Origin of the sequence: Flectobacillus roseus (genome assembly GCF_030056595.1) — a bacterium.
GTDB lineage: Bacteria > Bacteroidota > Bacteroidia > Cytophagales > Spirosomataceae > Flectobacillus > Flectobacillus roseus.
Genome location: NZ_JASHIF010000015.1, coordinates 20,958 through 37,607 on the forward strand (window position 1 = coordinate 20,958; position 16,650 = coordinate 37,607).

General features: G+C 41.9%; 1 protein-coding gene. It reads left to right on the top strand.

Going from position 1 to position 16,650, the window contains the following annotated elements; all coding sequences use genetic code 11:
- The first annotated feature begins 334 nt into the window (after positions 1 to 334).
- A complete protein-coding gene (locus tag QM524_RS17140) occupies positions 335 to 16,333 on the top strand; it encodes an Ig-like domain-containing protein (RefSeq protein ID WP_283345513.1) in 15,999 nt (5,332 codons plus the stop codon).
- The last annotated feature ends 317 nt before the right edge of the window (positions 16,334 to 16,650 follow it).

Here is a 16,650-nt window from a genome sequence, read left to right on the forward strand (position 1 = left end):
AAGAACCGCAAGCTTTCCCTGTAACATTTATTTTCGTTAATCAACCTCGGTAATCTAGGCTTATCACATTCGGCTCATTCCGCTATTAGTCGTCTCACGTTTTTGTTTTGTAAATCATTGCTGTTTTCGAATGCATTTTGTAGGAAATCACGCTATCATTTTAAACGCCATGAAATGATTTGAGGTGTATCTGTTTTGACACCACCTACAGATGTTTGTCCCCGCCCCAAAGACGATATTGTCTTCTCGAAACAGTTGTTTGGATTTAGTTTGTACTAGTCCAGAAATATAATTTTTCCTAGAATCCGCCGAGTTAAATTAATAAAGTTTCCCCATGAAAAACTTTACTGCTTCATTACGTACTTCATCAAAGTGCGACCTAAGTAAGTTATGTACGCCTGAGTTGAACACTTTTAGAAGAGCACGCCACTACCTCAAAAACCATGCCAATGGAATTTTGAGGATTGTGTTGCTTGTGCCCCTTATCTTTTTTTTAGGAGGTACAATAAAATCTCAAGCCCAACAAAACCCTCTAAGTCCCGTACAAGGTTTTAACATTTTTGCTTACGGTAATACCGTACTTACCAATGGTGACGCCAATGGTGGTTTGGCTACTTTTGGTAACCTTACACTCAATGGTGCCTATTCATTGTCGATGAGTACCACTGGTAGCTTCAAAGCTTCAGGTGATGCCAACAATACGGCTTTGATTGTTGAAGGTAATGTGAGCTACTCGGCTGGTAGTGGTGTCAATATCCTTAATGGTGGTTTTGTGAAAATTAAAGATTTCACAACTTCAAAGTATTGGTCTACCAATCCCACACGTCTTACTGCATCAAGTGCGACCTCACAGGATGCAAACCCTCGTATCAATTTGTCTGTAGCTCAAACGCAAGCTTCTATTAATGCCGATGTGTTCGACTTTAATACAGCCATTGCTAATATGCGTAGTTACTCAACTACCTATAAAGGTTGCTCTTCAAATACCACAGTATCGACTACTGCCACGTCTTATACTTTTAACTTGACGGCAGGTCGTACCAATTTCTTCAAAATGACAGCCAGTCAATTGGCATTGTTCAACGAGATAAAATTCAATATTGTACCTTCTGCTACCAACCCAGTCGTAATTACTGTGGATATAGGAACTGCCACTTCATTTAACTGGACCATTCCTAATTTTCCTGGAGTACCTAACGCAGCAGGTCAGTATATCTTGTTCAACTTTGTGAATAACTCAGCGGGTAGTGCAACAATCAACCTAAACGGAGGTAGTACTATCATTGGTACTGTGTTTGCACCAAATGCACACGTCAACAAAGCGGGTTCTGGTAATATTGAAGGTCAGGTAGTCTGTATGAACTATACACATGCACAAGGGGAAGTGCACTATCAGACATTCAATACTACGGTAAACTGTAGTAGCTTTAGCTCAGTTACTTGTGACTGTCCGGGTGGTTTGTTGAAAAACTCTGGCTTTGAGGTTCAAGAGTTTCGTTCAGGGTATGATCTTAACCAAAAAACAGCTTATTGGGAATGGAACTCGTCAGCTTCTTTGACTACTGGTTCTGGTTTTCAAGTTTGTGATGCTAATAACGCATATTTGTATGCTTACAGCTCAAATGCAGCGATGTGGCAGAGGGTAGATAATATCACCGCAGGTACTTCTTATACACTATCGGCTTATGGTGGTACACACGAACCCTACTACGATCACCGCTATAGACTTGCTTTTTATAACAGTTCAGGTACATTATTAGATTTTACAGAAGTTCAGGTTGATTGGGATGTGGACATTGTTCCGGCAGGACAAACCATTTTGAAAGAATATGTACTGACTAGAACTGCACCTACTGGTACTTCTTATTTGAGAGTAGAAGGTTATGCAAGTGGTGACTGGTTAAAGTTAGATAACTTGTGTTTGACAGTAAACAATACTTGTAACAACTTAACAAGTGGAGGTACCATTGGCTCAAACCAAGTATTATGTAAAAATGTAAGTAGTACACCAGCAGCTCTTACCAATGTCACATCACCATCAGGTGGAGATACTGGACAAACGATTCAATATCAATGGTATAAAGCTACATCATTAGAAAATGGAGCTTGCCCTACAAACGTAGCAGGCTCATCAAAATATACTGCAATCTCGGGTGCAACAGCTGCAACTTATACGCCTGGGGCAATAACACAGACAACTTGTTATATCAGAACAGCTCGTCGTACCAACTGTAACGATTATGTGGCTGAATCAAATGCCGTATTAGTTGTTTTGAAAAACAACTGTGCGACTGTGGCTTGTACCAATAACATTGTCACTAACTCAAGTTTTGAGACTGATGATAATGTCACTAATAACGGGAAGAAGTTTCCAGTATATTTTCAATCATCTCCTGCCTCATATATTACACGTACTGCTACCAATACCGATGCTTACAGAGGAGCTTCTCCTGCTGATTGGGCTATTGGTACAGATGTAAATGATTATGCTAACCAAAATGGTGCATATTATATCGATGCAAGTGTAACAGGAAATGCAAACTCTGGCGACCGTTTTATCTACGGACGTTATAATCAGTGCGTTCTTTTTGCACCAAGCGCAAATCAAAAATTTTTCCCAGTAACTCCAGGAAAAAAATATAAAATATGTGCTTATATGGCTGCATTTAACCCATCGGGTGTACAAGGTAATGCAGATGTGTATTTTGAATACAACTTCAGAAATGCTGAAGGTGGTGATAAGGGTATACTTTCTACAGGAGATATCTATCAATCAATACCTGCCGATGCAGATGGACAATGGGAGACGCTTAACTGGCAACAGTATTGTGTAGAAATTGTAGCGCCAGCAGGTGCAACATATCTTGAATTATATATCACTCCTCGCGACAATGAAGGAGATGGTGTTGCGTTTGATGATATCTGTATGACAGAAGAAACTTGTACTTCTGCACCTGTTGTTAGTAGTGCGTCTATTTGTGGAACAGGTACTGCAACACTTACAGCTACAGGATGTACAGGGGGAACTGTGAAATGGTATAGTGGTTCAACTGATACTACTCCAATTGCTACAGGTGCTACATATACACCAGCTTCAAGAAGTACATCATTGAATTTATTCGCAACCTGTACACTTAACAACTGTGAAAGTATGAAAACTCCAGTCAACCTAACTGTGAGTGGAGCAGTTTCGGGGGTAAGTGCGACAGCAGTAGGAGGTAATACCTCTAATTGTGGAACGCCAATTACGATAAATGGTGCGGGGAGTGTGGCTAACCCTAACCTTGTTTATAATGGAGATTTCTCAGCTGGAGATATTGGTTTTGTCACACACTATGGAGAGCAAAATGGGGGATACGGTGTTTTTGGTGTTGTAACTGATGCTAATACCTATTTCAATTGGGCATCAGCCTGTAAAGATAGAACTACCGCAGGTACTGGTAAAATATTTGTTGCAGATGGAGGCACAAGTGCAAACCTTACGGTATGGGGACAAAGAATTGCAGTGAATCCAAATACTACTTATAGATTAAGTACTTATGCTACTTCTATCTCTTCAACGAGTCCATCTACTCTTGCATTTTATGTGAATGGAGTAAAAGTTGGTACTTCGACAACCTTATCAGCGACTACTTGTGCTTGGCAACAATTATCAACTACATGGAGTTCGGGAAGTAGTACGACAGCATATTTTGAGGTTAGAAATGAAAATACGAATACAGGCGGTAATGACTTCGCACTAGATGATATCTCAATGACAGTGGACGTTCCTACGGTATCATACTCATGGACAGGTCCAAATAGCTTTAGTGCAACAACTCAAAATATCACAGCAAGTACTACTGGAACATATACTTTAACTGTAACAGGTAATACAGGTTGTTCTAGTAATGCCTCTATTGCTATTACAATTAATGCTACACCATCATCTCCAACTGTAACTCCAGCAACTCGTTGTGGTGCAGGAACAGTAACATTGGGTGCAACTTGCGGTAGTGGCGAAACTGCGCAATGGTATTCGTCTCAGTCATCAACAACAGTATTGACAACGGGAGCATCTTATAGTCCAAGTTTAACAGCTAGTACTACTTATTATGTAGGGTGTAAAAATACAACGACCAATTGCGAAACACCAACAGCAAGTAGAACCGCAGTAACTGGGACTATTAATACATTGCCAACAGCACCAAGTTCAAGTAATGTAACGAATGGTGCCGTTTGTGGTAGTGGTGTAGTAAACTTAAGTGCGGTATGTTCAACAGGTCAAACAGTACAATGGTACGCAAGTCAAACATCGACAAGTGTCTTGACAACAGGCACCAGCTACGCACCAAGTATTACGGCAACAACTACGTATTTTGTAGGTTGTAAAGACAATACAACGACTTGCGAAACAGCAACGAATTCACGTCAAGCAGTAGTAGGAACAGTGAATCCAATCCCAAGCGCACCAAGTGCAGGTAATGTAACAGGCGGAGCAGTTTGTGGAAGTGGTGTCGTAAACTTAAGTGCGACATGTTCGACAGGTCAAACAGTACAATGGTATGCAAGCCAGACCTCGACAACAGTGTTGTCGACAGGCACCAGCTACGCACCAAGTATTGCAGCGACGACGACATATTATGTAGGATGTAAAGACAACACTACAACATGTGAAACGTCGACTAACTCACGTCAAGCAGCAGTAGGAACAGTTAACCCAATTCCAAGTGCACCAAGTTCAAGTAATGTAACAAATGGCGCAGTTTGTGGAAGTGGTGTAGTGAATTTGATAGCAACTTGTTCAACAGGTCAAACGGTACAATGGTATGCAAGTCAGAGTTCAACAAGTGTATTGACAACAGGTACAAGTTATTCGCCAAACATCACCGCAACGACAACCTACTTTGTAGGATGTAAGGATAACACAACAACTTGTGAAACAGCGACAGGCTCACGTCAAGGCGTAATTGGAACGGTTAACCCAATCCCAAGTGCACCAAGTGCGAATAATGTAGTAGGGGCATCAAGATGTGAAGCAGGTGTAGTAACCTTGACAGCAACCTGTTCAACTGGTCAAACCGTACAATGGTATGCAAGTCAAAGTTCAACAAGTATGTTGACAACAGGCACAAGTTATGCACCAAGTTTGACAGTAACGACGACTTATTATGTAGGTTGTAAAGACAACACAACAACTTGTGAAACAACAACAGGAACACGTCAAGGAGTAACAGGTACCGTAAATCCAAACTTACCAGCACCAAGTTCATCAAATGTACAAGGAGGTGCAGTTTGCGGCAGTGGCGTAGTAAACTTAAGTGCAGTATGTTCATCAGGCCAAACGGTACAATGGTACGCAAGCCAGACCTCGACCAGTGTATTGACAACAGGCACAAGCTACGCACCAAGTATTACAGCAACGACTACCTATTTTGTAGGTTGTAAAGACAATACGACAACTTGCGAAACAGCAACGAATTCACGTCAAGCAGTAGTTGGCACAGTTAATCCAATCCCAAGCGCACCAAGTGTAGGTAATGTAACAGGCGGAGCAGTTTGTGGAAGTGGTGTTGTAAACTTAAGTGCAACCTGTTCAACAGGCCAAACAGTACAATGGTATGCAAGCCAGACATCAACAACAGTGTTATCGACAGGCACCAGCTACGCACCAAGTGTAGCAGCGACGACGACTTATTATGTAGGTTGTAAAGATAATACTACGACTTGTGAGACGGCGACCAACTCACGTCAAGCGGTAGTAGGAACAGTTAACCCAATCCCAAGTGCACCAAGTTCAAGTAATGTAACAAATGGTGCCGTTTGCGGAAGTGGCGTAGTGAATTTGACAGCAACTTGTTCAACAGGTCAAACGGTACAATGGTATGCAAGTCAGAGTTCGACAAGTGTATTGACAACAGGTACAAGTTATTCACCAAGCATCACTTCAACGACAACCTATTATGTAGGATGTAAAGACAACACAACAACTTGTGAAACAGCAACAGGCTCACGTCAAGGTGTAATCGGAACGGTTAATCCAATTCCAAGTGCACCAAGTTCAAGCAACGTAGTAGGGGCATCAAGATGTGAAGCAGGTGTAGTAACGTTGACAGCAACATGTTCAACAGGTCAAACCGTACAATGGTATGCAAGTCAGAGTTCAACAAGTGTGTTGACTACAGGCACAAGTTATGCACCAAGTTTGACAGCAACGACGACTTATTATGTAGGTTGTAAAGATAACACAACAACTTGTGAAACAACAACAGGAACACGTCAAGGAGTAACAGGTACCGTAAATCCAAACTTGCCAGCACCAAGTTCATCAAGTGTACAAGGTGGAGCAGTTTGCGGCAGTGGCGTAGTAAACTTAAGTGCAGTATGTTCATCAGGTCAAACGGTACAATGGTACGCAAGCCAGACTTCGACCAGTGTATTGACAACAGGCACAAGCTACGCACCAAGTATTACAGCAACGACTACTTATTTTGTAGGTTGTAAAGACAATACGACAACTTGCGAAACAGCAACGAATTCACGTCAAGCAGTAGTAGGCACAGTGAATCCAATCCCAAGCGCACCAAGTGCAGGTAATGTAACTAATAACTCAAGATGTGGTAGTGGAATTGTAAACTTAAGTGCGACATGTTCAACAGGTCAAACTGTACAGTGGTATGCAAGTCAGACCTCGACTACAGTGTTGACAACAGGCACTAGCTATGCACCAAGTATTGCGTCGTCGACGACTTACTATGTAGGTTGTAAAGATAATACTACGACTTGTGAGACGGCGACCAACTCACGTCAAGCAGTAGTAGGAACAGTTAACCCAATCCCAAGTGCACCAAGTTCAAGTAATGTAACGAATGGTGCAGTTTGTGGAAGTGGTGTAGTGAATTTGACAGCAACTTGTACGACAGGTCAAACAGTACAATGGTATGCAAGTCAAACCTCGACAAGTGTATTGACAACAGGTACAAGTTATGCGCCAAGCATCACAGCCACGACAACATACTTTGTGGGATGTAAAGACAATACAACAACATGTGAAACAGCAACAGGCTCACGTCAAGGCGTAATCGGAACGGTTAATCCAATTCCAAGTGCACCAAGTTCAAGCAACGTAGTAGGCGCATCAAGATGTGAAGCAGGTGTAGTGACTTTGACAGCAACATGTTCAACAGGACAAACAGTACAATGGTATGCAAGTCAGAGCTCAACGAGTGTGTTGACAACAGGCACAAGTTATGCACCAAGTTTGACAGCAACGACTACTTATTATGTAGGTTGTAAAGACAACACGACAACTTGTGAAACAACATCAGGAACACGTCAAGGAGTAACAGGTACCGTAAATCCAAACTTACCAGCACCAAGTGCAGGTAATGTAACGAATGGAGCAGTTTGCGGCAGTGGCGTAGTAAACTTAAGTGCGGTATGTTCATCAGGTCAAACGGTACAATGGTACGCAAGTCAGACCTCGACAAGTGTCTTGACAACAGGCACAAGCTACGCACCAAGTATTACAGCCACGACTACTTATTTTGTAGGTTGTAAAGACAATACTACAACTTGCGAAACAGCAACGAATTCACGTCAATCAGTAGTTGGAACAGTGAATCCAATCCCAAGCGCACCAAGTGCAGGTAATGTAACAGGCGGAGCAGTTTGTGGAAGTGGTGTCGTAAACTTAAGTGCAACATGCTCAACAGGCCAAACAGTACAATGGTATGCAAGTCAGATCTCAACTACAGTGTTGTCGACAGGCACCAGCTATGCACCAAGTATTGCGTCGACGACGACTTACTATGTAGGATGTAAAGATAATACTACGACTTGTGAGACGGCAGCAAACTCACGTCAAGCAGTAGTAGGAACAGTTAACCCAATCCCAAGTGCACCAAGTTCAAGTAATGTAACAAATGGTGCAGTTTGCGGAAGTGGTGTAGTGAATTTAACCGCAACTTGTACGACAGGTCAAACCGTACAATGGTATGCAAGTCAGAGTTCAACCAGTGTATTGACAACAGGTACAAGTTATTCGCCAAACATCACCGCAACGACAACCTACTTTGTAGGATGTAAGGATAACACAACAACTTGTGAAACAGCGACAGGCTCACGTCAAGGTGTAATCGGAACGGTTAACCCAATCCCAAGTGCACCAAGTGCAAATAATGTAGTAGGGGCATCAAGATGTGAAGCAGGTGTAGTGACTTTGACAGCAACTTGTTCAACAGGTCAAACCGTACAATGGTATGCAAGTCAAAGTTCAACAAGTGTATTGACAACAGGCACAAGTTATGCACCAAGTTTGACAGCAACGACAACTTATTATGTAGGTTGTAAAGACAATACGACAACTTGTGAAACAACAACAGGAACACGTCAAGGAGTAACAGGTACCGTAAATCCAAACTTACCAGCACCAAGTTCATCAAATGTACAAGGTGGTGCCGTTTGCGGAAGTGGTGTAGTAAACCTAAGTGCAGTATGTTCATCAGGCCAAACGGTACAATGGTACGCAAGCCAGACCTCGACCAGTGTATTGACAACAGGTACAAGCTACGCACCAAGTATTACAGCAACAACTACCTATTTTGTAGGTTGTAAAGACAACACGACAACTTGTGAAACAGCAACGAATTCACGTCAAGCAGTAGTTGGAACAGTTAACCCAATCCCAAGTGCGCCAAGTGCAGGTAATGTAACAGGCGGAGCAGTTTGCGGAAGTGGTGTCGTAAACTTAAGTGCAACCTGTTCAACAGGTCAAACAGTACAATGGTATGCAAGTCAGACCTCAACTACAGTGTTGTCGACAGGCACCAGCTATGCACCAAGTATTGCAGCAACGACGACTTACTATGTAGGATGTAAAGATAATACTACGACTTGTGAGACGGCGACCAACTCACGTCAAGCGGTAGTAGGAACAGTTAACCCAATTCCAAATGCACCAAGTTCAAGTAATGTAACAAATGGTGCCGTTTGTGGAAGTGGTGTAGTGAATTTGACAGCAACTTGTTCATCAGGTCAAACGGTACAATGGTATGCAAGTCAGAGTTCAACAAGTGTATTGACGACAGGTACAAGTTATGCTCCAAACATCACCGCAACGACAACCTACTTTGTAGGATGTAAGGATAATACAACAGCTTGTGAAACAGCGACAGGCTCACGTCAAGGCGTAATTGGAACGGTTAACCCAATCCCAAGTGCACCAAGTGCGAATAATGTAGTAGGGGCATCAAGATGTGAAGCAGGTGTAGTAACCTTGACAGCAACCTGTTCAACTGGTCAAACCGTACAATGGTATGCAAGTCAAAGTTCAACAAGTGTGTTGACAACAGGCACAAGTTATGCACCAAGTTTGACAGTAACGACTACTTATTATGTAGGTTGTAAAGACAACACAACGACTTGTGAAACGACAACAGGAACACGTCAAGGAGTAACAGGTACCGTAAATCCAAACTTACCAGCACCAAGTTCATCAAATGTACAAGGAGGTGCAGTTTGCGGCAGTGGCGTAGTAAACTTAAGTGCAGTATGTTCATCAGGCCAAACGGTACAATGGTACGCAAGCCAGACCTCGACCAGTGTATTGACAACAGGCACAAGCTACGCACCAAGTATTACAGCAACGACTACTTATTTTGTAGGTTGTAAAGACAATACGACAACTTGCGAAACAGCAACGAATTCACGTCAAGCAGTAGTAGGCACAGTGAATCCAATCCCAAGCGCACCAAGTGCAGGTAATGTAACTAATAACTCAAGATGTGGTAGTGGAATTGTAAACTTAAGTGCGACATGTTCAACAGGTCAAACTGTACAGTGGTATGCAAGTCAGACCTCGACTACAGTGTTGTCGACAGGCACCAGCTATGCACCAAGTATTGCAGCAACGACGACATATTATGTAGGTTGTAAAGATAATACTACGACTTGTGAGACGGCAACAAACTCACGTCAAGCGGTAGTAGGTACAGTTAACCCAATCCCAAGCGCACCAAGTGCAGGTAATGTAACGAATGGTGCCGTTTGTGGAAGTGGTGTAGTGAACTTGACAGCAACTTGTTCATCAGGTCAAACAGTACAATGGTATGCAAGTCAGAGTTCGACAAGTGTATTGACAACAGGAACAAGTTATGCTCCAAGCATCACCGCAACGACAACCTACTTTGTAGGATGTAAGGATAACACAACAACTTGTGAAACAGCAACAGGCTCACGTCAAGGCGTAATCGGAACGGTTAATCCAATCCCAAGTGCACCAAGCGCGAATAATGTAGTAGGGGCATCAAGATGTGAAGCAGGTGTAGTGACTTTGACAGCAACATGTTCAACAGGTCAAACCGTACAATGGTATGCAAGTCAGAGCTCAACAAGTGTGTTGACAACAGGCACAAGTTATGCACCAAGTATTACAGCAACGACGACTTATTATGTAGGTTGTAAAGACAATACGACAACTTGTGAAACAACAACAGGAACACGTCAAGGAGTAACAGGTACCGTAAATCCAAACTTACCAGCACCAAGTTCATCAAATGTACAAGGTGGCGCAGTATGTGGTAGTGGTGTAGTAAACTTAAGTGCGGTATGTTTAACAGGTCAAACAGTACAATGGTACACAAGTCAGACCTCAACAAGTGTCTTGACAACAGGTACAAGCTACGCACCAAGTATTACAGCAACAACTACTTATTTTGTAGGTTGTAAAGACAACACGACAACTTGTGAAACAGCAACGAATTCACGTCAAGCAGTAGTAGGCACAGTTAACCCAATCCCAAGCGCACCAAGTGCAGGTAATGTAACAGGCGGAGCAGTTTGCGGAAGTGGCGTCGTAAACTTGAGTGCGACATGTTCAACAGGTCAAACAGTACAATGGTATGCAAGTCAGACCTCAACTACAGTGTTGTCGACAGGCACCAGCTATGCACCAAGTATTGCAGCGACGACGACATATTATTTAGGCTGTAAAGATAATACTACGACTTGTGAGACGGCGATCAACTCACGTCAAGCAGTAGTAGGTACAGTTAACCCAATCCCAAGTGCACCAAGTGCAGGAAATGTAACAAATGGTGCCGTTTGTGGAAGTGGAGTAGTGAATTTGACAGCAACTTGTACGACAGGTCAAACAGTACAATGGTATGCAAGTCAGAGTTCAACCAGTGTATTGACAACAGGTACAAGTTATGCTCCAAGCATCACTTCAACGACTACTTATTATGTAGCTTGTAAGGATAATACAACAACTTGTGAAACAGCGACAGGCTCACGTCAAGGTGTAATCGGAACGGTTAACCCAATCCCAAGTGCACCAAGTGCAAATAATGTAGTAGGGGCATCAAGATGTGAAGCAGGTGTAGTAACCTTGACAGCAACATGTTCAACTGGTCAAACAGTACAATGGTATGCAAGTCAGAGCTCAACAAGTGTGTTGACAACAGGTACGAGTTATGCACCAAGTTTGACAGCAACGACTACTTATTATGTAGGTTGTAAAGACAACACGACAACTTGTGAAACAACTGCAGGTACACGTCAAGGAGTAACAGGTACAGTAAATCCAAACTTGCCAGCACCAAGTTCATCAAGTGTACAAGGTGGCGCAGTATGTGGTAGTGGAGTAGTAAACTTAAGTGCAGTATGTTCATCAGGCCAAACGGTACAATGGTACGCAAGCCAGACCTCGACCAGTGTCTTGACAACAGGTACAAGCTACGCACCAAGTATTACAGCCACGACTACCTATTTTGTAGGTTGTAAAGACAACACGACAACTTGTGAAACAGCAACGAATTCACGTCAAGCTGTAGTAGGTACAGTAAATCCAATACCACCAGCACCAAGTCCTAGTAATGTAACAAACAACTCAAGATGTGGTAGTGGTGTATTAACACTAGGAGCAACTTGTGGTGCAGGTGAAACGGTACAATGGTACGCTAGTCAGACATCGACTACTGTATTGTCAACAGGTACAACTTATAGCCCAAGTATTTCGGCAACGACTTCATATTATGTGGCATGTAAAAACAATACCACGCTTTGTGAGGTAGCTATTGGCGGAAGAACTCCAGTGGTAGGTACAGTGAATCTTATTCCTGATGCACCAGCTGCTGCTGATGTTCAAGGTGGTTCTGTTTGTGGTACGGGTAATTTAACACTTACTGCAAATTGTAGAGATGCAAGTTTAACCCCTGTTTGGTATAGCTCACAAAGCTCAACAACAGTATTGACTTCTGGAAATGCTTATACTGTAGCAGTATCTGCAAATGCTACTTATTTTGTTTCTTGTAAAAATACTACAACAAGCTGTGAGACACCGGTAGGTTCAAGACGCTCAGTAGATGTTATTTATAACAGCAAACCAACACCAGTTGCAACTACTAACTCTCCAGTTTGTATTGGAGGAACAGTGACCTTATCAACATCTGGTGGAACTTCATATTTGTGGGAAGGACCAAATGGGTATTCATCAACTTCAGCAACTCCTTCTTTAACAAATGCAAGTACTAGCTTGAATGGTATCTATACAGTAACCGTTTCAGGAACTGGAGGTTGTACAGGTACTGCTACAGTAGAAGTAGTAGTTAGAACAAAACCTACAGTAACGGCCTCAGTAACTGATGCTACTGTTTGTAATAACTCTTCAATCGAATTGAAAGCAAATGCAACTGCTGCAAGTGGAGCTACTATTGCTTCTTATACATGGAGTGGCCCAAGTAGCTTTGCTAGTACAAGTCAAAACCCAACAATTGCTGGTGCTCTAGAAGTAAATGAAGGCTTCTATAATGTAAAAGCGACAGATAGTTTTGGATGTACTGCAACGTCAGAAATATTTGTATTTGTTAATCCAGTTCCAACAGCCACTGCTAGTAGCGAAGGTGGAACAATAATTTGTCAAGGCGCTCCTATAAGTTTGTATGGTAACGGCGGCGGAATAGGTGGTTCGTACTCATGGGCTGGTCCTGCTGGATATAGCTCAACTATTCAAAACCCAACTATTCCAATTTCTTCACCAACTTATGCAGGTTTTTACACTTTGACAGTTACGGATGCGAATGGATGTACTGCTGCAACTACCATCAGTATTTCATTAGACAAATGTTTGAAACTTGGAGATTTGGTATGGGATGATTTGAATAACAATGGTATTAAAGATGCTGGCGAGTCAGGTATTTCAAATGTTACGGTAAAACTTTATCGTGATGCTAATAATGACAATGTTCCAGACGGAGCAGCGATAGCGACCCAGGTAACAACTTCTACAGGTAACTATCTATTTACAGGTCTTGAACCAGATAATTATATCGTAAGCATCATTGCACCAGCAGGCTATATTTCATCAACAGGTAAAAATGGTAGCGCAACAGGACCTTATGAAGGTAGTGCGACACCAGATCCTGACAATGATGTAAATAATGATGATAACGGAACATTAGTAGGTGCTGAAATTATCACTAAAGCGATTACATTAGTTCCTTATACAGAGCCTGTAAACGATGGTGATACTGACAATACTTCAAACTTAACAGTTGATTTTGGTTTATTTAAACCTTCGAAAATTGGAGATTTAGTATGGTATGACACTAATAGAGATGGTATCCAAAATGAAACACCGCTAAATGGAGTAAATAATGTAACGGTAACATTGACGGATGGCTTAGGAAATATCTTGGCAACCACTACGACTAATTCTTCTGGTATTTATGGATTTGATTACTTAGGTTTAGGAGATTACAAAGTCGTGTTCTCGACAAGTACTTTACCTGCAGGCTATGTGATTTCAACGAAAGATGCTGGTGGAGATGATACAAAGGATAGTGATGCTGATTTAACAGGTACAACTGGTGTAGTATCAATCACAACTCCTGGCACATCTAACTTGACTGTTGATGCAGGTGTAAATTGCCCAGCGGCCCAAATTAGCGTAAGTACGGATAAAAATACTTATTGTGCAGGTTCAACGGTGAAACTAACGACCGTAGTAACAGGAACGCCAACGGTATCACAATACTCATGGAGTGGTCCAGCAAGCTTTACAAGTACAAGTCAAAGTCCAACGATCAATGGTGTAACAACCGCTCAATCGGGAGTATATACCTTGACAGTAACAGCTAATAATGCTTGTTCAGCAACGACAACGGCTACAGTAAATGTTATAGTAAATGCTCTACCAACAGTAAGTGCAACGTTAGTAAATACAGTAGTATGTCAAGGTCAAACAATCGAATTGAAGGCGAATGGCTCAGGCTCTAATTACTCATGGAGTGGACCATCAAGCTTTACTTCGACACAGCAAAATCCAACGATTGCAAGTGCGACAACTTCAAATTCTGGAACCTATACAGTAGTCGTAAGTGATGGTAATATTTGTAGTGCATCAACAACAGTTCAGGTAACAGTAAATACCTTACCAGCATTGACAGCCACAGGCGGAACGATTTGTCAAGGACAAAGTTTGAATTTGGGAGTAACTGGCGCAAGTACTTATTCATGGACAGGACCAAATGGCTTTACAGCAACAGGTGCGTCACCATCAGTAAATACACAAGGAATTTACACAGTAACAGGAACTAATGCTACGGGCTGTATTGGTACAGCTACAGCAAGTGTAACCGTGAATCCTGCGGCAACGATAAATGTATCTAATGTTGAGGTTTGTGTAGGAGGTGTTGCTCAATTGACAGCTACAGGTGCAAGTACTTATTCATGGACAGGTCCAAACGGATTTACTTCAACATCTGCTCAAGCCTTGATTTCAAATAGTGCGGCTACGACAATGAATGGCGTTTATACCGTAGTAGGAACGACTTCATTAGGTTGTGTTGGTTCTACCACAGCAACTTTGACAGTAAAAGAAAATCCAGTGGTGACTATTTCTGGAAATAGAGTAATCTGCCCACGTGGTCAAGTAGCGCTTACGGCAAACTCTAGTGGTACTTTTGCTTGGACTGGTCCAAATGGATTTACTGCCAATACCGCAGTGATTAATGTAAGTACAGCAGGAAGTTATCAAGTGGTAGTAACAAATAATGGATGTTCTGCGACAGGAACCGTAACTTTGACAACTGAAACATTTAATGTAAATGCTTCAGCAAGTGCGACAACTGTTTGTTCAGGAGGTTCGGTTAATTTGAATGTAAATGCAACGGTTGGTTCTGGCGTAAAATCTTACTCATGGAGCGGCCCAGCAAGCTTTACTGCCACAACAACGAACCCTGTACTGTCGAATGTTTCAGTAAGTAATTCAGGAACATATACAGTCACTATCGAAGGTAATTCTGGTTGTACAACTACTGCGACAGTTGGTATTACAGTGAGTCCTATTCCAACAACGACTAAAGCAATTGAATTCTGTGAAGGTAGTACAACAACTTTGGCAGTCACTGGATTTACCAATGCTACTTATAGTTGGAATACTTCAGCAACAACGTCTTCAATTAGCGTATCAACTGCTGGAGCTTATACGGTGAATATTACGGAAGCTAATGGATGTAAATCTGTTCAGGTATTCAATGTGACTCAGAATCCTAAAGCAGCAACGGTTGTAACAGGAGCAACAGCATTCTGCTCGGATGCTTCAACACAGTTAACCATTAATTCAGGTGTAACTAGCGGTCAAACTTACTTGTGGACAGGTCCAAACGGATTTAGCTCAACATCTCAAACGGTATCGATTACCCAAGAGGGAACATACACCGTGAAAGTAATTACTGATAAAAACTGTGAAGCAACTACAACGGTAGCCGTAACCAAAAATAGTGTAAATGCAACCGCTACTTCGGTAAGTGCTTGTGCAGGTTCTTCGATTACTCTAGGAGCAAGTGGTGGTACTTCATATAGCTGGGCTGGTCCAAATGGATTTACTTCAACAGCCCAAAACCCTGTAGTATCAGGAGCGAGTGCACTGTCACAAGGTATTTATATGGTAACTGTTTCAGCTAATGGTTGTGTGGCAACAGCTACAACAGATGTAATGGTTTATGCAAAACCAAACTTTGTTCCGATTGTCACTAACTCAGAATGTAACAAAACAACTACGCTAAACAATGGCTCAATTCGTATCGCAGGTTTCAATACTGGAGATAAATATGACATTGTTGAGGCTTCGACTTACACAGGAACGAAAAACTTTGCAACGGCAACGGTTATTCCTACCAATGGTATCTTGATGGCGAATATTCCGAATCCAACGGCAACAAAAACCTACACGATTCGAGTATTCAATGCCAATGGTTGTTTTACAGATCAAGTAGTGAGAATTCAGCCTGTAGCTTGTGATTGCGGACCTCAAGAATGTGTTCCAATTACAATTCAAAAATCAGCGAGATAAATAGAATTAGGCAAAAGCCTTTTCTAAAAAGATAATAAGAAATGGGACCAATTAATTAACGGAAGTTTTCATCGCGAGCGAAGACTCTATCTTATCCCATATTAGCAAACCCCTTTGTCAATTGATGAAGGGGTTTCTTTTTTGGAAAAGAGTATCAGGAAAATATTCAATTGTATTGCAACGTTAATTACAGTAAATTTGTCAATCTTATTGAGGATCAGGATTATACTTTGAAAGCTGTTTTAGAAAAGAATTTTGGGTAAATGTGTGATAGAAAATTTACTCTAACAGCACCCAAAAAATAACTCTTCATTCCT